This is a genomic window from Microbacterium sp. HMWF026, from assembly GCF_003061325.1.
GTDB classification, from domain to species: domain Bacteria; phylum Actinomycetota; class Actinomycetes; order Actinomycetales; family Microbacteriaceae; genus Microbacterium; species Microbacterium testaceum_E.
The window spans coordinates 1-18,084 of the sequence record NZ_QAJB01000007.1; the positions used below are offsets into that span (position 1 = coordinate 1).

General features: G+C 70.0%; 18 protein-coding genes. 6 read left to right on the plus strand and 12 right to left on the minus strand.

Features of this window, described 5'->3' with window-relative positions:
- Nucleotides 1-76: 76 nt before the first annotated feature.
- Genes hemW through lepA form a run of 3 tightly spaced genes read right to left on the minus strand, consistent with a single transcriptional unit; the run spans nucleotide 77 to nucleotide 3,830 of the window.
- Nucleotides 77-1,294: a radical SAM family heme chaperone HemW gene (gene hemW / locus DBR36_RS00150; protein WP_108317024.1), complete on the minus strand. Its 1,218-nt coding sequence runs from the start codon at nucleotides 1,292-1,294 to the stop codon at nucleotides 77-79.
- Entirely contained in the window at nucleotides 1,294-1,938 is a 645-nt protein-coding gene (locus DBR36_RS00155; RefSeq protein WP_108317025.1) for a DUF1990 family protein, read from the minus strand. Before DBR36_RS00155 ends, hemW begins: the two co-directional genes overlap by 1 nt.
- Nucleotides 1,939-1,985: 47 nt before the next feature.
- Nucleotides 1,986-3,830: a translation elongation factor 4 gene (gene lepA, locus DBR36_RS00160; RefSeq protein WP_108317026.1), complete on the minus strand. Its 1,845-nt coding sequence runs from the start codon at nucleotides 3,828-3,830 to the stop codon at nucleotides 1,986-1,988.
- A gap of 86 nt (nucleotides 3,831-3,916) precedes the next feature.
- Between lepA and DBR36_RS00165 the strand changes: the two genes are divergently transcribed.
- Together DBR36_RS00165 and rpsT are read left to right on the plus strand one after the other, a co-directional pair.
- Complete coding sequence (locus DBR36_RS00165) at nucleotides 3,917-4,642, plus strand: alpha/beta fold hydrolase (protein WP_108317027.1); 726 nt, start codon at nucleotides 3,917-3,919, stop codon at nucleotides 4,640-4,642.
- A gap of 115 nt (nucleotides 4,643-4,757) precedes the next feature.
- Entirely contained in the window at nucleotides 4,758-5,018 is a 261-nt protein-coding gene (gene rpsT / locus DBR36_RS00170) for a 30S ribosomal protein S20 (protein WP_076675791.1), read from the plus strand.
- 68 nt (nucleotides 5,019-5,086) lie between these two features.
- Here rpsT and DBR36_RS00175 read toward each other — a convergent pair whose 3' ends face one another.
- Nucleotides 5,087-5,533: a MarR family winged helix-turn-helix transcriptional regulator gene (locus tag DBR36_RS00175; protein WP_108317028.1), complete on the minus strand. Its 447-nt coding sequence runs from the start codon at nucleotides 5,531-5,533 to the stop codon at nucleotides 5,087-5,089.
- 61 nt (nucleotides 5,534-5,594) lie between these two features.
- On the opposite strand from DBR36_RS00175, the gene DBR36_RS00180 reads away from it, so the two are divergent.
- Entirely contained in the window at nucleotides 5,595-6,122 is a 528-nt protein-coding gene (locus tag DBR36_RS00180) for a phenolic acid decarboxylase (protein ID WP_108317029.1), read from the plus strand.
- The gene (locus DBR36_RS00185; RefSeq protein ID WP_108317030.1) at nucleotides 6,122-6,898 is read left to right on the plus strand and encodes an alpha/beta fold hydrolase; all 777 of its coding nucleotides are present in this window, start codon (nucleotides 6,122-6,124) and stop codon (nucleotides 6,896-6,898) included. Before DBR36_RS00180 ends, DBR36_RS00185 begins: the two co-directional genes overlap by 1 nt.
- Nucleotides 6,899-6,983: 85 nt before the next feature.
- Here the strand turns inward: DBR36_RS00185 and holA are convergent, their stop codons facing one another.
- The 4 genes from holA to DBR36_RS17115 all read right to left on the minus strand — a co-directional run bounded on the left by holA (nucleotide 6,984) and on the right by DBR36_RS17115 (nucleotide 12,257).
- On the minus strand, nucleotides 6,984-8,021 hold the full coding sequence (gene holA, locus DBR36_RS00190; protein WP_108317031.1) for a DNA polymerase III subunit delta: 1,038 nt from the start codon (nucleotides 8,019-8,021) through the stop codon (nucleotides 6,984-6,986).
- A 92-nt stretch (nucleotides 8,022-8,113) separates the two neighbouring features.
- Complete coding sequence (locus tag DBR36_RS00195) at nucleotides 8,114-8,893, minus strand: hypothetical protein (RefSeq protein WP_146185130.1); 780 nt, start codon at nucleotides 8,891-8,893, stop codon at nucleotides 8,114-8,116.
- A gap of 56 nt (nucleotides 8,894-8,949) precedes the next feature.
- Nucleotides 8,950-11,613 carry a ComEC/Rec2 family competence protein gene (locus tag DBR36_RS00200; RefSeq protein WP_258222478.1) on the minus strand — a complete coding sequence of 888 codons (2,664 nt, stop codon included), beginning with the start codon at nucleotides 11,611-11,613 and terminating at the stop codon, nucleotides 8,950-8,952.
- Nucleotides 11,610-12,257, minus strand: coding sequence for a ComEA family DNA-binding protein (locus DBR36_RS17115; protein WP_258222479.1), 648 nt, complete (start codon nucleotides 12,255-12,257; stop codon nucleotides 11,610-11,612). The genes DBR36_RS00200 and DBR36_RS17115 overlap by 4 nt, the downstream gene beginning before the upstream one ends.
- A gap of 108 nt (nucleotides 12,258-12,365) precedes the next feature.
- Here DBR36_RS17115 and DBR36_RS00205 point away from each other — a divergent pair, with 108 nt between their 5' ends.
- Both DBR36_RS00205 and DBR36_RS17445 read left to right on the plus strand, forming a co-directional pair.
- On the plus strand, nucleotides 12,366-12,893 hold the full coding sequence (locus DBR36_RS00205) for a DUF2087 domain-containing protein (RefSeq protein WP_108317034.1): 528 nt from the start codon (nucleotides 12,366-12,368) through the stop codon (nucleotides 12,891-12,893).
- 43 nt (nucleotides 12,894-12,936) lie between these two features.
- Entirely contained in the window at nucleotides 12,937-13,266 is a 330-nt protein-coding gene (locus tag DBR36_RS17445) for a hypothetical protein (RefSeq protein ID WP_181373418.1), read from the plus strand.
- Here DBR36_RS17445 and DBR36_RS00215 read toward each other — a convergent pair.
- The 4 genes from DBR36_RS00215 to DBR36_RS00230 form a co-directional block, all read right to left on the minus strand.
- Nucleotides 13,248-13,697: a hypothetical protein gene (locus tag DBR36_RS00215; RefSeq protein ID WP_108317036.1), complete on the minus strand. Its 450-nt coding sequence runs from the start codon at nucleotides 13,695-13,697 to the stop codon at nucleotides 13,248-13,250. The two genes, DBR36_RS17445 and DBR36_RS00215, sit on opposite strands and share 19 nt — an antisense overlap.
- Before the next feature lie 112 nt (nucleotides 13,698-13,809).
- Nucleotides 13,810-14,490 (minus strand): hypothetical protein, encoded by a 681-nt coding sequence (locus tag DBR36_RS17120; RefSeq protein WP_146185131.1) that lies wholly within the window; start codon nucleotides 14,488-14,490, stop codon nucleotides 13,810-13,812.
- A 49-nt stretch (nucleotides 14,491-14,539) separates the two neighbouring features.
- On the minus strand, nucleotides 14,540-17,113 hold the full coding sequence (gene leuS, locus DBR36_RS00225) for a leucine--tRNA ligase (RefSeq protein WP_258222480.1): 2,574 nt from the start codon (nucleotides 17,111-17,113) through the stop codon (nucleotides 14,540-14,542).
- Nucleotides 17,114-17,179: 66 nt separating this feature from the next.
- The coding region (locus DBR36_RS00230; protein WP_108317039.1) for an anthranilate synthase component I family protein at nucleotides 17,180-18,084 on the minus strand (905 nt) is incomplete at its 5' end.

Sequence of the window (18,084 nt, forward strand, 5' to 3'; positions counted from 1 at the left end):
GTCGCACCTGGCCCGAGTGGGCGCTCCCCGCCGCCCACCCGCGCTCGGAGCGCCCACTCGGGCCAGGTGCGACAGGTCAGGCCGTCAGTGCCCGCACGACGGCGTCCGCGAGCAGGCGTCCGCGTCGGGTGAGGACGATGCGGCCGCGCACGGCATCCGTCCCCTCGATCAGACCGTCGGCGATGAGGGATGCCACGGCCTTGCGCCCCTCGCCCAGGATCTCGGACACGGCCAGGCCTTCGCGGATGCGGCTGCGCAGCAGCACCGACTCGAGCCGCCGTGCGGTCTCGTCGGGGCGTTCGCGCGCCGCGGCGGGCGACTCCGACGCCGCCAGGCGCTGCGCGTAGGCGGCGGGGTGCTTGACGTTCCACCAGCGCAGACCCGCGACGTGGCTGTGCGCGCCGGGCCCGAAGCCCCACCAGTCCGTCCCGCGCCAGTACGCCAGGTTGTGGCGCGAGCGGTGCTCGACGCCGCGCGAGAAGTTCGACACCTCGTACCAGTCGTACCCGGCGGCGGCCAGCAGGTCGTCGGCCAGTTCGTACATGTCCGCCTGCAGGTCGTCGTCTGGCATCTCGACCGCGCCGGAGCGGATCTGGCGCGCCAGCTTGGTCCCGTCCTCGACGATCAGCGCGTACGCCGAGATGTGGTCGGGCTCGAGGGCCGTGGCCGTCTCGAGCGAGACGCGCCAGTCCTCGAGCGACTCCCCCGGCGCTCCGTAGATGAGGTCGACCGAGACGTCCAGGCCCGCCCCGCGGGCCGCGGCCACGGCGGTGGCGACGTTCCTGGGATCGTGCGTGCGGTCGAGCGCGGCGAGCACGTGCGGTCGGGCCGACTGCATGCCGATCGACAGTCGCGTCACGCCCGCCGCGGCGAGCGTCTCGACGACGCGATCGTCGACCGTGTCGGGGTTGGCCTCGACGGTGACCTCGGCGCCCTCGGCGATCCCGAAGGTGTCGCGCACGGCATCCAGCATGCGGGCGAGGTCGCCGGCCGGAAGCAGCGTCGGCGTTCCCCCGCCGAAGAACACGGTGGATGCCGCCCGCCGCGCCGACGCGGCATCCATCACGCCGGCGGCCAGACGCACCTCGGCGGTGAGGGTGTCGGCGAAGTCGTCCTGTCGCGCGCCGCGCAGCTCGCTCGCGGTGTAGGTGTTGAAGTCGCAGTACCCGCAGCGCACGCGGCAGAACGGCACGTGCAGGTAGACGCCGAAGTCGGTGGACGCGTCGATCGGCAGATCGTCGGGTAGGCGACCGTCGACGGGTGCGGGGTCGCCGAGCGGCAGGGGTCCGCCCATCAGGAGGAGTACAGCGGCGAGATCGCACGCAGGTAGCGCGCGAACAGGGCCTTGCGGCGACGGCGCACCCGACCGGTGAACAACCGGTAGGTCGGGGCCGTGGGGCGGTCGAAGGCGCGGACGACGAACCACACCTCGTCGTTCTCGCGCCACTCGATCGCGAACAGCTCTTCGCCGCTGACGATCGAGTGACCGACGGTGCCGAGGATGAAGCCGACGCGGCGGGGCTCCTCGAAGACCGAGATGACGCGCAGCTCGGCGTCGGCGCGGTGGCCGTCGACCTTGCCGTGCAGGCGCACGCCGGTGCCGGGGCTGACGAACGGGGTGCCGTCGGCGGCGAAACGCTGCTCGGCCTCGAGGCTGCTGGGGGCGACGGGCGCGCCCTCGGCGTCGAAGCCGACGCCCGAGTAGCCCGCGTTCGAGGCCGGCTTGACGTCGCTGATGCTCAACTCGCCGACGCGCAGGGGCGCCCACGACAGCAGCAGCTCGGTGGCCGCGGTGAAGCGCTCCTCACCGCTGCCGATGCGCCACGCGTCTTCGGCGGGCACCGAGTTCTCGGGCGGGTACTGCATGAGGTCGTGGGCTTGAGTGGCTCCGACCGCCGCGTAATCGACCGTGTCGTCCGTGAAGTTCTGCCGACGCATGATCTCCAGTCTCGGGGTGGCGGATGGGAAGGAGGTGAGCGCGACGGCTACTTTTTCGCCTCGACGTCACCGGACAGGGCGGCGATGAACGCCTCCTGCGGGACCTCGACGCGGCCGACCATCTTCATGCGCTTCTTGCCCTCTTTCTGCTTCTCGAGCAGCTTGCGCTTACGGGTGATGTCACCGCCGTAGCACTTGGCGAGGACGTCCTTGCGGATCGCGCGGATGGTCTCGCGGGCGATGATGCGCGCGCCGATCGCGGCCTGGATCGGCACCTCGAACTGCTGGCGCGGGATGAGCTTGCGCAGACGCTCGGCCATGAGGGTGCCGTAGGCGTAGGCCTTCTCGCGGTGCACGATCGAGCTGAACGCGTCGACCTTGTCGCCCTGCAGCAGGATGTCGACCTTGACCAGGTCGGCGGTCTGCTGGCCGGCCGGTTCGTAGTCGAGGCTCGCGTAGCCCTGCGTGCGGCTCTTGAGGTGGTCGAAGAAGTCGAACACGATCTCGCCGAGGGGCATGTGGTAGCGCAGCTCGACGCGGTCCTCGCTGAGGTACTCCATGCCGAGCAGGGTGCCGCGGCGCGACTGGCAGAGCTCCATGACGGTGCCCACATAGTCCTTGGGAAGAAGGATGCCGACCTTGACGATCGGCTCCGACACCGAGGCGACGCGCCCGTCCGGGTATTCGCTCGGGTTGGTGACCGACACGGTGTCGCCGGTGTCGGTGGTGACCTCGTACGTCACCGACGGCGCCGTGGTGATGAGGTCGAGACCGAATTCGCGCGACAGGCGCTCGGTGATGATCTCGAGGTGCAGCAGGCCGAGGAAGCCGCACCGGAATCCGAAGCCCAGCGCGACCGAGGTCTCGGGCTCGTACTGCAGCGAGGCGTCGGACAGCTTGAGCTTGTCGAGGGCTTCGCGCAGTTCGGCGTAGTCGCTGCCGTCGATCGGGTAGATGCCCGAGAAGACCATCGGTTTGGGGTCGGTGTAGCCGGGCAGCGCGTCGGTCGCGGGCTTGCGGTGCGTGGTGATCGTGTCGCCGACCTTGGACTGGCGGACGTCCTTCACGCCGGTGATGAGGTAGCCCACCTCGCCCACGCCGAGGCCCTTCGTGGGGACCGGCTCGGGGCTCGAGACGCCGATCTCGAGAGCCTCGTGCGTCGCGCCCGTCGACATCATCTGCAGGCGTTCGCGCGGCTGGAGCGCGCCGTCGATCATGCGGACGTAGGTGACGACGCCGCGGTAGGCGTCGTACACCGAGTCGAAGATCATCGCGCGAGCCGGGGCGTCGGCCGTGCCCACGGGGGCGGGGATCTTCTCGACGATGAGGTCGAGCAGCTCTTCGACGCCCATGCCCGTCTTGCCGCTCACGCGCAGCACATCGGCGGGGTCGCCGCCGATGAGGCCGGCGAGCTCGGCGGCGTACTTGTCGGGGTCGGCCGCGGGCAGGTCGATCTTGTTCAGCACCGGGATGATCGTCAGATCGTTCTCGAGCGCGAGGTACAGGTTGGCCAGCGTCTGGGCTTCGATGCCCTGGGCGGCGTCGACGAGCAGGATCGCTCCCTCGCACGCGGCGAGCGAGCGGCTGACCTCGTAGGTGAAGTCGACGTGACCGGGCGTGTCGATCATGTTCAGGGCGAACGTGCCGTCGGCGGTGGCCCACGGCATCCGCACCGCCTGCGACTTGATCGTGATGCCGCGCTCGCGCTCGATGTCCATGCGGTCGAGATACTGCGCCCGCATGTCGCGGTCGCTGACCACGCCGGTGATCTGCAGCATGCGGTCGGCCAACGTCGACTTGCCGTGGTCGATGTGGGCGATGATGCAGAAGTTGCGGATCTGCGCCGGCGGGGTGGCGGACGGCTCGAGGGGCTTCAGGGCGCGCGGTGACATGTTCCGTCGATTCTACGGTGGTGCGCCGACATCGCCGTCCCCGATGTCCGGGCCGGTGGCATCGGGACCCTTTTACAGTGGATGCCATGACGGTCCAGGTCGTGCTCGTGCACGGCATCCGCACGTCGGCGTCGATGTGGCGGGCTCAGGTCGCGTACCTCGGTCGGCGCGGCACCCCCGTCACCGCCGTCGACCTGCCCGGGCACGGCACCCGCCGGGGTGAGGAGTTCACCCTCGACGAGGCGTTCGCCACGATCGACCGCGCGGTCCGGGACGCCGCGGCGCGCGGCCCCGTGCTGCTGGTGGGGCACTCGATGGGCGGTCTGCTGTCGATCGAGTACGTCGGCCGCGAGGAGGCTCCGCCGGTCGCGGCGTTCGTGGCGGCATCCTGCACCTCGCTCCCCCGCGGCGTGGGGCTGGCCGCTTACCGCTTCCTGGCGCGGCGTTTCGACAGCCTGCCCGACCGGGGACTCGGGCTGACCAACCGCGTGCTGGACCGCACGCTCCCGCCCGAGACGCGCGACGACTTCGGGGCCGGGGGCTACGCCTTCGACGCGCAGGACACCGCCCTCGCCTCTCTCTCCACGCTCGATGTGCTCGCCGCCCTGCGCCGGATCCGCATCCCGATGTGGTTCGTGAACGGGCAGTGGGACCAGCTGCGCGCGAATGAAAGACTGTTCACGACCGTCGCCCCGCACGCGGAGTTGATCGTCGTCCCGCGCACGACGCACCTGGTGACGGCGATGCGTCCCCGCGTGTTCGACGCGCTGCTGGAGGTGGCGCTCACCACCGTGGAGGCGTCGACCTGTTAGACTCGGCCATTGGCTTGCGTGTGGGGTTTTTCCCGACCTCCACGACCGCCGGTGCAGCGCCCCTCTACCGCTCGCCCGGCACTTCCAACACTCACTCAAACGAAAGACCGTCGACGTGGCGAACATCAAGTCGCAGATCAAGCGCAACAAGACCAACGAGAAGGCGCACGAGCGCAACAAGGCCGTCAAGAGCGAGCTGAAGACGCACGTGCGTCGCACCCGCGAGGCCGTCCTGGCCGGTGACAAGGAGGCCGCCGAGAAGGCGCTCGTCCTCGCCGGCAAGAAGCTCGACAAGGCCGTCAGCAAGGGTGTCATCCACCAGAACCAGGCCGCGAACCGCAAGTCGGCCATCGCGAAGCAGGTCAACGCTCTCTGAGCCGCGATTCTCCAGGCCCGTCCCGTGTTGCACGGGGCGGGCCTTCGCTTTTCGCGCCCGGCGTCGGCTCAGCCGCCGACGAACCGGTGCTGCAGACGATCGAGGGCGGGCAGTGCCGCCGTGATCGCCGCGACGTCGCCGGGGTCGAGTCCGCGCAGGGCCTCGGCGAGAACGCGGGTCGCGGACTCGTCGAACGTGCGCAGGCGCGCCCGCGCGAGCGGTGTCAGGGCGACGCGGGTGCGCCGGCCGTCCCCCGCGACGAGGTGCCGCTCGACGAGATGCTCCCTCTCGAGCTGCGAGATCAGATTGCTGACCGTCGACCGGGCGAGGCCCAGGGAGTCGGCGAGGTCGGAGGGGGTGTTGTCCGCCGCCGCCAGCGCGCGCATGAGCTCGATCTGCGCGTCGGGGATGTCGGGCAGGTCGGCCGCGGACCGGGACGCCCTCAGCACCGCCCGCCGCAGGGGGCCGAGCTGGTGCGCCAAGGATCCTGCCGTGTGCGCGATGTCATCGACCATCGTCGAAGTCTAGGCGCTGGATATGTTTGACACAGAACTAGTTTTGTCACAAACTCATCGCATGGACATCACCACTTCTGTTGCACATCCCGAGCCGGCCCAGGATCTGACGGGCATCGTCGGACACCGTTTCATCTACACCTACGCGAATGGGTGGCAGTACGAGATGTACGTCAAGAACGCGACGACGATCGACTACCGCATCCATTCCGGTCACGTCGGCGGCCGCTGGGTCAAGGGTCAGACGGTCGATCTCGTCGCGCTGGCGTCGGGCGTCTACAAGTTGTCGTGGAACGAGCCGACCGGCACCAGCGTCGTCGTGAACGTGCTGCCCGAGGCCCGCGTGCTGCACGGCACGATCTTCTTCCCTCACTGGGTCGAGCTCGACGGACAGAAGACGGTGCTGTTCCAGAACGACCACCTCGACGAGATGCGCCGCTTCCGTGACGAGGGACCGACCTACCCGATCTACGTGGTCCCCGAATTCGCGTACATCACGCTGCTCGAGTTCGTCGGTGAAGACGACGAGACCGTCATCGACACGGCCCCCGCCGATCTGCCCGCCGGGTGGTCCGAGAGGAGCAACTGATGTCCCGCGACCCGCGCGTCTCGCCCCTGACCCTCGATCACGACGGTCGCACCCTGCGTGGCTGGCAGTGGGAGGCCCCCGAGGGCGCCTCGGCCGACGCTCCGCGCGTGCTGCTCGTGCACGGCTTCAGCACCGACGCCACCGGCGGGCACCAGCTCTTCGTGCAGACCGCGCGACACCTCGCGGAGCGCGGCGCGGTGGTGCGCAGTTACAGCCGGCTCGGGCAAGGCCTGAGCGACGGCGGCTTCGACGAGATCACCATCGGCGACGAGGTGGATCAGGTGGTGCGGATGATCCGCGACATCGCCGGCGGCGAGGGGGTCCACGTCGTCGCCCACAGCCTGGGCGCGGTCGAGTCGGCTCTCGCCGCCGCCCGGGTGCCCGAGCTCGTGCGGTCGCTCACGCTGTGGTCGCCGGCGGGTGTGGTCGTCGACGACATCACGGTGCACGACGCCATCCAGGGCCAGCCGCTCGCCGCCGCTCGCGCGCAGGGCTGGTTCGATTTCGGGGGGATGCCGCTGGGCATGGCGTTCATCGACGAGGTGACCGCGGGCCTCGACGTCTACGGACCCGTCTCGGCGTACGCCGGACCGGCCGACGTCGTGCACGGCACCGCCGATGCGATCGTGCCCGTCGCGTACGGCGCCCGCTACGCCGAGCTGCTGTCGGGCGCGACCCTGACGGTCGTGGACGGGGCCGACCACGGGTGGTCGTCGGTGCCGTTCCGGCGCCGGCTTCTCGACATCCTCGACGCGCGGCTCGGTCTCGCGCGCTGAGGACGGGTACCGCGGGGACGTGATCCGACCCCGCGGTACCCGTCGACGCCGCCCCGCACGTCGACGGCGGCCCGGCTCGAGGGGTTCAGTCGCCGTAGGGCGCGCGGGTGGCGATCACAGTGATCATGCGTTCGAGGGCGAAGACGGCATCCCTCGATGCTCCTTTGACCTCGGCGTCGGCGCGGGCGGTGGCGTGGATGGCCATGCCGAGGGTGTTGCCGGTCCAGCCGACGAGGTCGCGCCGGGCGCGGTCGACCTGCCAGTCCTTCATGCCCAGGCGTGACGCGAGCATCGACGACGACTCGCGCGAGCCGGCGACGCGGGCCATGGTGCGCAGCTTCATCGCGACGGCGGCGACGAGGGGGACGGGGTCGGCTCCGGATGCCAGGGCGTGCCGCAGGGCGAGCAGCGCGGGGCCGTACTGCCCGGCGATGGCGGTGTCGGCGACGGTGAAGGCCGAGGTCTCGACGCGGCCGCCGTAGTAGCGCTCGACGATGCGTTCGTCGATGTCGCCGGGAACGTCGGCGATGAGCTGCTGACAGGCGGCGGCGAGTTCGGTGAGGTCGTCGGCGAAGGCCGAGACGAGCGAGCGCAGGGCGACGGGGGCGATGCGTTTGTTCGCGGCCTTGAACTCGCCGACGGCGAAGTCGAAGCGGTCGGAGTCGCGCTTGACGGCGGGGCATGCGATCTCGATGCCGCTCCCCTGGCCTGCGCGGATGCCGTCGAGCAGCTTCTTGCCGCGGACGCTCGCGCCGGTGTGGCGCAGCACGACGGTCGCTCCCTCTTGCGTCTGCGAGAGGTACGAGACGGCCTCGGTGAGGAAGGTGTCGCTGCACTTCTCGACGCCGCTCACGCGCACCAGGCGGGGTTCGCCGAACAACGAGGGGGAGGTCACGGCGAGCAGGGTGCCGGCCGCGTAGTCGTCGGCGCGGATGTCGGTGACCTCGAGGCTGGGGTCTTCGCTCTTGAGCAGGGACCGGATGCCGGCGATCGCCCGTTCTGCGCACACTTCTTCGGGACCGGAGACGAGCACGATGGGAGCCGGCTGCGGGGCTCGCCACGACACCTGCGGGATCGCCGATTTCGCCTTCGCAGGGGCTGCGCGTCGAGGGGCCGGGGTCACTCCCCCAGCCTACCGAGGGGTGCCGACACCGCGGCGACCGTCCAGATTGGCGAAGCGATCGCTTGCTGCGGGAAGAGGAACCGTTTTCTCGTCTACACGGACGAGGGGTTCGCTGGAGACGAGGCTGGCGAAACTCCCGTGCTGGATGCCGACACGCCCGCCGGCGTCGCTCGCGTGAGCCAGGTCTCGACGTGGACGATTCCCTCGGGGAGAGTTCTCAAGGTCGACGCCAGCTCGGGCTCCAGGTGGTGCAGCACGCAGTGTGCGCGGTAGCGCCCACGGTCGTCCCAGAAGACGCCGAGGCCGCGAACGTCCTCGCTTTCCGATATCAGTCGCTCCGCCTCCTCTAGCTCAGCGAGCGTCCACTCGCTGTCGGTGACGACGAGGTACGGGCCAAGAAGCGGACTGAGTCGTGCGAGCGCCTCCTGTGGATCGGTTCCGCACGCGAGGCCGTACCATCCGCGCGGACCGGGAACGGCGACGAAAGAGAGGAGCGATGTGCCCCGCAGCTCGTCGCACGCGTCAAGGACTTCGGCGCGCAGGATGTCACCCCGTTCGGCGACACCCTCCATGTCCCTGAACGTCCCGGGGTCTAGGAGCGGCGGTGGTTTGACCCCGACGTGCGCATCGAACAGCTCGGCGTCCACGATCTGAGAACCGTTCCAGAGGCCGCGCACCGTGACGACTTCTCCCAAGGGTGGTTCGTCCAAGCCGATGACGAGCGCGGTATCGCCACCCAGTTCGCGATTCGGTCCGTGATGCCGACCCTCCATATGTGCGGCGAGGAGATATCCGCTCTGGGTGTGAGTGAGGGTCCCGACGGCTTGCGCGTAATCCCCGGCGCTCAGTGCAATCGACTCGAGGTCGCACATGACTCTCCGATCAGTTGGGTCAGCCTGCAGCCCCTGCATCGATCTCGATGCAGGTTTCAGAGCATATGTATAAGGCTTCGGCGGGTGTGCAGCGCGAACCTGCCGGATTCGCTCGGGTCCTGTGCTCGGGGGCGGCGCGTACGCTCAGTGGAGGCGCGAAGTCCACCCCGGTAATCACCCTCCCGCGGTACGTCCGTGTGAGAGGCATGATCGTCTTCCCTGTCCTGGACGCGTTCAGGAGCATCACGGGTGAGCCGACTTGCGGTGGGCGACCACACGGACGGAAGCGGCGCCCTCGCACTCGCGGCGGCTGCGATGAAGGTGCCGAAGTCAGTCCCCCCAGGGTGCCGACACCGCAGCGATCGACGCCGCGCCGTGGCGGAGGGAGGAGGGGATGCCGGGACCTCGTCGGGTGCCGGTGACCGCTCCCGCCAGAAGCGGATGTCGCCGTCATCCCCGACCCAGACGGCAAGGGCGCCCTCTCGGTCCGTGCGTCCGACCGCGGTGCCGAGGGATGTCAGCGTGGCGAGGATCGAGGCGGTCGGGTGCCCGTAGCGGTTGTCGGCTCCGACGCCGATGAGCCCGACGGCGGGGTGGAGCCGCCGATACAGCTCGGGATCCTGGTCGGCGCTGCCGTGGTGCGACACCTTCACGACCTGCACGCGCGGCACATCGATCAGGCGCTGCAGCTGTGCCTGAGGCTCTCGTCCGAGGTCGCCCAGAAGCACTGTCCGCGGAAAACCGGCACCGGCGACGTCGAGAGCGACGCTGGCGTCGTTACCCGGTTCAGCGCGCGGGAGCGGACCGAGCGCCTGCCAGCGTGTCGCGCCGATGGTTCCCGTCATTCCGACCTCCGCCGTGACGAGGCGTGCTCCGCCGTCCGCGAGATCGTCGAGCAGTCGTTGGTCCGCGACCTCCGCGATCGGACCGTGCAGCACGGTGTCCGCCCGACCGACGACGGCCGCCGATCCGCCGACGTGGTCCAGGTCGAAGTGCGTCAGCACGACGAGGTCCAAGCGCTCGACGCCGAAGCGCGTCAGGCAGGCGCGGAGAGCCTCGGGTTCGGGCCCGGTGTCGACGAGCGCGATCGCGCCCTGCGATCGCCAGAGCGTCGCGTCGCCCTGGCCCACGTCGCACATCGCCACCTGCCAATCCGCGGGCACGGTGAGGGGGCCCGCGACCGTGCGCACGGCCGTCTGACCGGCGATGAGACCCGTGACCAGGCCGACGACGAGGCCCGCTGCCACCGTCGTCCGTCGCCACCGCGCCGGCGCGATGATGGCCACCGCCACGGCCGCGCTCACGGCCGAGAGAAGAGCGGCTCCGATCGCGCCGTCGGGCCAGGGCAGGTTCTGCCCCGCGATACCGGCTGTGACGTGGGCGACCGCGGCGATCCAGGTGGCGGGCACCCACGCCAGGGCGGTGAGCCCGTCGCGCAGCCACGGGAAGGGCGCGATGCACGCGAGGGCTCCGGCGATGGTCGCGGGCGCCGCGGCGGGATCGGCGAGCATGTTGGCCGCCACGCCCAGCAGCGGCACATGGGGGTCGATGAGCACGATCAGCGGTCCGCACACCAGCTGCGCCGACAAGGGAACGGCGATCGCCAGGCCCAGGGCGCGCGGCATCCATCGTGACAATCCCGCGGCGAGGGGTCGGGCGAGCACGAGGAGGGCGCCGGTGGCGGCCGCCGAGAGGGCGAATCCGATCGACAACGACAGCCAGGGATCGATCACCAGCAGCACCGTCACCGCAAGGGACAGTACGGCCACGCCGACGGCCGGTCGTCCCAGAGCCAGCGCGAGGAGGGCGACCAGGGCCATGGCCGCCGCGCGGATGACGCTGGGCTCGGGCGTGACGAGGGCCACGAAGGCGGCGAGGACGACGGTCGCGCCACCGATGCGCACGGCCCGCGGGGCACCGCACAGCGCGAGCACCGAGAAGGCGGCGCCGACGACGATCGCGCAGTTCGCTCCCGAGACGGCGGTCAGATGCGATAGCGACGAGGCGTTCATGGCCGTCTCGGTCGCGCCGTCGAGCATGCTCGTGTCCCCCACCGCCAGGCCCGGCACCAAGCCCGCGCCAGGTTGCGGCAGCCCCACGGCGGAATGCACCAGCCCGCGGCGTACGTCCTCGAGCGCGCCCCAGACGCCGGGCGGTGGGGTCGTGGCATCCACCGTCTCGGCGCGAACGAGCAGAACCGCGCGCTCCGTCGGGTCACTGGGTGATGCGCGGCCGGTGATGGTGACGGTGCTGCCGAGCCCGACCGCGTGCAGGGCGTCGCGGGCGTCCGCCGCGACGGCCACGCGCGCGGGGATGGTTCCGTCGACGCGGAGTGGACCCGCCGTTACGTTCTCGGCGATCGCATCGAACCACGCACTGCCGTCGGGACGGACGTCGACGCGTCCCGTCACCGTGACGGAGACGGTCAGCTGACGCCCGCCATCCAGCCGCACCTCGTCGACGAGGGCGCGCGTGGGCGCCGTCGACGCCGCACCCCACGCAGCAGCGGCACCGAACGCGAGGGCCACCGTGACGACGACGATGGTGGCGCCGCGTCGCCACAGGAGCACGGAGAACGAGGCGAGCGTCGCCACGACGAGCGCGAGGGCGAGGGGGCGCGGATCGGGCACGGCGACGGCCGCTCCCGCCGCGGCCCACGTCGTCACCGCCACGACGACGGAACGCAGGGTGCGCCGGCGCAGCGCCCGCCTCTCGCTCACACGCGCACCAGGTCGCGAAGGCCGGCGAGCATCTTGTCTCCGATCCCCGGAACCGACAGCAGGTCGTCCACGCTGGTGAATCGGCCGTTCTCGTCCCTCCAGGCGATGATGCGGTCGGCCATCGCCGGTCCCACTCGGGGCAGCGTGTCGAGCTGCTCCCTCGTGGCCGTATTCAGATCGATCAGCCCGTCCGCGGGTGCGGCCGCCCCCGCCACCGGCGCGCCCGAGGGCGCCGCCCCGACCACGGGCACGACGATCTGCTCGCCGTCGGCCACCGGTCGGGCGAGATTGACGCCGTCGCGCGCGGCGTCGTCGGCGAAGCCCCCGGCCAGGGCGATGGCATCCGCCACCCTGTCCCCCACCTCGAGGCGGTACAGCCCAGCGCGCCGCACCGCCCCGGCGACGTGCACGTAGAGTCCCGCCTCGACGGGGGCGCTGGCGAGGCCGGATGCCGAGGGCCCCGCCGATATCGTCTCGGCCCCCGTCGCGCCCCGGAACATCCCGATCGCGACGGTCACAGCGAACGCGACGAGAACGAGCACGATCACAGCGCCGACGCTGAGTCGGCGCCGTGGGTCGGGTGCCACGACCACCGTCTCGGCGGCGGTGGCGTCCGCGCGGTCGGGGCCGGGTTCGATGGTCACGCCGACACGCTAAGGAGCCCGGCACGACCGGCGCGGACGCGCGACCCCGATCCGGGGATCGATCGCGGCGCGCTCCCCGTGGGGAGGAACGACGCCTAGCCTGACGGGATGAACGCGAACGCCTGGCGCGCCCTCGTCTCGACCCTCGCCGACGACCGCTGTCGCGCCGTCTACGCCCGTCTCGTGCTCGGCGAGCCGGCCGACACCGAGCTGTCATCACTCAGCCCCGGCGCGGCCAGGCGAGTGATCACGGCGCTGACCGCCTCCGGCCTGGTGCGCCGGGATGGCGACGTCCTGTCGGCGGATCCGGACGTGTTCGCACGCGCCCTCGACGCGGCGCCGGCGCCTGCGCGTCCGACGGGAACGGACCGGTTCTTCGAGGGCGGACGCCTGGCTGTCTATCCCGCCCGCGAGGCCGACCGCCGCGCCGTACTGCTGCGCATCGCCGATCAGGTGGCGGCCCCCGACGACCGCCTCGACGAGCGCACGGTCAACGACCGCGTCACGGCCGTCACCGACGACGTCGCCGCGATGCGCCGCTATCTGATCGACGCCGGCCTGCTCACTCGCACGGCGGACGGGCGGACTTACACTCGCGCGGGCGACGGAGCGCTCACGCCGCCGTGCGCGCCGTGAACGACGGATGCCACGCCCCCGACGCTCCGAGGAGCGCGAGGACGTGGCATCCGGAACGAAGAACTACCTCGTCGAGAAGTCAGCGGTTGCGCGTGGCACCGTTCTCGCGGGCGACAATGCGCGAGAGCGCATCATTCATCTCGGCCTCAGCCTCGTCTGGGCTGAGCTCGCCGCTGAGGACTCGCCGAGCGCGATCCAGCATGTCGTCGGTGGGGAAGTGACCTGCAAGCTGCTGCCCCTTCTGAATCGCTGCGAGCCCTTGCCCGACATTCACCACGCGCGCCTGCTCATGAAGGTGTGGTGCAAGCAGGCGTGGACATGCGGAGTCCTTATCAGGCGGGAACCACGGGGCGTCTACGAATTTGGCTCGTAGGCTTCGACGTCGGCGTCACCGATGTTGAAGCGCTTGATGACATCCCACGCTCGCTCGGAAACAAGCAGCCCGGGAACCTTCTCGCGCAGCGCGAGGTCGTCGCGAGGAAAATCGCCGATCACTTCGAAGCAGACGAGTTCGGGGATTTCTCTACCCTCAAATCGCCCCAGCTCTTCGGCCTGGGGGTCGAGCCCGAGGGTGAACTGACGTTCCCTGAGCCCTGACAACTGTCGCAACTGAGCAGCGAGCTCAGGCGTAGCGAGGTAGGCGCCGTAGACAGTGCTCAGATCGGGCACCGGAAGCTCGAGCACATTCAGGTCGATGGTGATGTACGGCTTCCGCCCATGACGCAGGTGAGAAGGGTCCTGATCGATTACCACATTGTCGCCGTAGCTGAAGGGGACCTCCAGCTGGACTCGCGTGTACGTCATGGTTCTCAGCCTATTTACTCATCGAATTGGCGGGATGAAGAGGTGCCCGAATTTGTCGTCGATGTATGTCGCGTGATCGAGCAGATCCTGGACCGAAGGATTCGGGTTGACTTCATAGAATGCGTCCCATTCTTTGCGAATGGTCTTGAGGTGGAGGCTCGAATTTATTTCGCTCGGGATTCCCCCTCAGATTCTCGATGGAGTGCATCTGGCTAGGGGTAACGAGGCCCGGGTAGTTGTGAAGGACTTGCTGCTCAACGGCATGATGCACCGTCACATCGCCAGGCGCGATCTCGGGGTGCGCTTCGAGGAATGTCTTTCGATGCTGCAAGCGCGGAGCCACCCCGAAGGACGCTGGTGGGTGGACCACGGGGGCGGGATCCACCTTCACCGGCGCTGCGCCGGGACGGAACCCCCGCAGCCAATCGCCGATGTGGCCGGCCACCTTGCTCGCCGCCCCGGAGAGTTTGTCGATGAGGGGAACCGCGCGCCGCAGTGACGTCAGCAGGTGCTCAAGGAATCGACCGACTTTGGTCGCCAGCGAGGCGACCTTCGTGACGATCTGCCCTACCGCGACAGGTGCGCCGAAGCCCGCTGTCGCAGCCGTGGTGATGGCGGCGCTGATCGCTGTTCCCACCACCTGTGAAATGGCGTCGCGGACCAATTCGTACACGCCTTGCATGAGGGTCGACGCGATCTCCAGACCTGAGCTGACTGCGTTCGCCCACGTTCCCATCGACGACACGGAGTCAGCCACGCGCTGCCCGTGCGCGCCGTGAACGACGGATGCCACGCCCCCGACGCTCCGAGGAGCGCGAGGACGTGGCATCCGGAACGAAGAACTACTTCGTCGAGAAGCTGACCACCTTCGGGGGCCGGACGACCGCGCGCACGATCTCGCGGTCGCCGAGCGCACGGCGCACCTTCTCGTCGCCGCGGGCCAGGGCCTCGAGCTCGTCGGCGCCGATCTTGGCCGACACCTCGAGCGTGCCGCGCACCTTGCCGTCGATCTGCACGACCGCGGTGACGCTGTCTTCGACCAGCAGCGTGGGATCGGCCTGACGCCAGGTCACCAGACCCACGAAGCCGTCGTAGCCCAGCGTCTGCCACATCTCTTCGGCGGTGTGCGGGGCGAACAGGTCGAGGGTCATCGCGATGACCTCTGCCGCCTCGCGCACGGCGGGGTCGCTCGCCCCGGCCTTGCCGTCGATGGCCTTGCGGGTGGCGTTGACCAGCTCCATCAGGCGCGCGACGACGACGTTGAACTTGGTCTGCTCGACGAGGTTCGGCGCCTCGGCCAGCAGACGGTGCGTCACGCGGCGCAGCGACGCGTCGCCCTCGGCCCAGACCACGTCGGTCTCGCTGTCGACGTCGTGCGCGATGCGCAGGGCGCGGGCCAGGAACTTCGCCGCGCCCGTGGTCGAGACGTCGTTCCAGTCCTTGTCGTCCTCGACGGGGCCGGCGAAAGCCAGTGCGACGCGCAGGGCGTCGGCGCCGTGGGCGTTCAGCTCCTCTTGGAAAAGCACGACGTTGCCCTTGCTCTTCGACATCTTCGCGCCGTCGAGGATCACCATGCCCTGGTTGATAAGGCTCGAGAACGGTTCGGTGAACTCCACCAGACCCATGTCGAACAGCGCCTTGGTGATGAAGCGCGCGTACAGCAGGTGCAGGATCGCGTGCTCGACGCCGCCGATGTAGAAGTCGACGGGACCCCACTTGGACGCCTCGCGCGCCGGGAACGCCTCGGTCTCGCTGTTCGGCGAGAGGAAGCGCAGCCAGTACCACGAGCTGTCGACGAAGGTGTCCATCGTGTCGGGGTCGCGGCGCAGCGTTTGACCGGTCTCGGGGTCGGTGACCTGGACCCACTCCGTCGCCGCGCCCAGGGGCGAGGTGCCCTTGGGCTTGAGGTCGAGACCCTCGACCGAGGGCAGACGCACGGGCAGCTGGTCGGCGGGAACCGGCGTGATCGAGCCGTCCTCGCCGTGCAGCATGGGGATGGGCGTGCCCCAGTACCGCTGACGCGAGATCAGCCAGTCGCGCAGGCGGTACGTCTTGGCCGCGCGGCCGACCCCCTTCGCCTCGAGCTCCTCGATCATGCGGGCGATCGCGTGGCGCTTGCTCAGGCCGTTCAGCGAGCCCGAGTTCATCATGCGGCCGTCGCCGGTCAGCGCGATGCCCGTCTTGACGGGGTCGAGGTCGTCGATGTCGCCCAGCGGATCGATCGGCACGCCGTCGGCATCCAGTTCGATCACCGGGATCGCCCCGGTGATGGGGGCGTTCGTGTCGACGACGACCTTGACCGGCAGGTCGAAGGCGCGGGCGAAGTCGAGGTCGCGCTGGTCGTGCGCCGGCACGGCCATGACCGCACCGTGACCGTAGTCGGCCAGCACGTAGTCGGCGGCCCAGATCGGCAGCTTCTCACCGTTGATCGGGTTGATCGCGTGGTGGCCCAGGAACACGCCCGTCTTGGGGCGGTCGGTCGACTGGCGCTCGATGTCGGTCGCGCGCTGCACCTGCGCGAGGTAGGCGTCGAACTTCTCGCGCACCTCGGGATCGGCGGATGCCGCCAGCTCGCCGGCCAGTTCGGACTCGGGGGCCACGACGAAGAACGTCGCGCCGTGCAGCGTGTCGGGGCGCGTCGAGAAGACGGTGATCTTGTCGGCGCGGCCCTCGATCTCGAACTCGATGTCGGCGCCGACGGAACGGCCGATCCAGTTGCGCTGCATCTGGATGACCTTGGACGGCCAGAAGCCCTCGAGCTGGTTCAGGTCGTCGAGCAGACGGTCGGCGTAGTCGGTGATGCGCAGGAACCACTGCGTCAGCTTCTTCTTGACGACGACGGCGCCGCTGCGCTCCGAGGTGCCGTCGGCCAGCACCTGCTCGTTGGCGAGCACGGTCTGGTCCACCGGGTCCCAGTTGACCAGGGCGTCCTTGCGGTAGGCCAGGCCCTTCTCGTACAGCTTCTGGAACAGCCACTGGTTCCAGTGGTAGTACTCGGGGTCGCTCGTGTGCAGCACGCGGCTCCAGTCGAACGAGACGCCGTAGTCCTTGAGGCTGTCCTTCTGCTGCGCGATGTTCGCGTAGGTCCACTCGACGGGGTCGGCGCCGCGCTTGATGGCGGCGTTCTCGGCGGGCAGGCCGAACGAGTCCCACCCGATGGGGTTGAGGACGTTGTAGCCGCGGTGGCGCCAGAACCGGGCCACGATGTCGGAGTAGAGGTAGTTCTCGGCGTGACCCATGTGCAGGTCGCCCGAGGGGTACGGGAACATCGCGAGCACGTACTTGCGGGGGCGGGTGTCGTCGTCGCCGCCGGCGCGGAACGGGTCTTTCTCGGCCCACTTCTGCTGCCACTTCGCCTGGATGGCGTGGGTGTCGAAGCCCCCCTCGCGGGGGTCTGTCGTGGTGTTCTCAGACACGGATGAAGCCAATCGTGAAGTCGGGAAGGCCGCGGGGGCCTTCTCCCAGGCTATCGGACGCCGCCGTCACCACCCGGGCGGTACCTCGGCGCCGAGGGCGGCGAGCGGCGCCCGCGCCTTGATGCCGACTTCGGCGACCTCGGATGCCGCGACCGACCGCCACGTGATGCCGCCGCCGGCGCCGACCCAGGCGGCATCCGGCTCGATGACGACGCTGCGGATCACCATCGCCAGATCCGCGGCGCCGTCGTCGCCGATCCACCCGAACGCGCCCGAGTAGAGCCCGCGGGGCGCCCGTTCGAGCCCGGCGAGGATGTCCATCGCCGACTCCTTCGGGGCGCCGGTCATGCTGCCGGCCGGAAACGTCGCCGCCAGCAGCTCGCCGATGGTCGTCCCGGCCACGAGTCGTCCCGACACCTCGCTGACGAGCTGGTGCACGTGCGGGTACGACTCGACCTCGAGCAGCCGGTCGACGCCCACGCTCGACGGCGCGCACACGCGCGACAGGTCGTTGCGCATCAGGTCGACGATCATGACGTTCTCGGCGCGCTCCTTGGCATCCGTCCGCAGGTCTTCGGCGAGGGCGGCGTCGACGGTGGGATCCTCGGACCGTGGCCGCGTGCCCTTGATCGGGTGGGTGTGCACGCGCCCGTCGCGCACCTCGAGGAAGCGCTCGGGCGAGGCGCTGGCCAGCGCGCGCTCCCCCGTGCGGATGAACCCGGCGTGGTGCGAGCTCGAGGTGCGGCGCAGGCGCCGGAACACCTCGAGCGCATCGACGGCACCCGGGACGGTGAAGCGCGTGGTGAGGCACAGCTGGTACGCGTCGCCCTCGCGGATCGCGTCCCGGCACGCTGCGATCAGCTCGGCGTAGCGCGCCGGCGTCACGCGGGCGGATGCCGTGCCCCGCCGCGCGGGCTCGGCCACGGCGGGAGCGGGTGGGGCGTCGAGCGCGCGTGCGAGCAGCGCGGGGT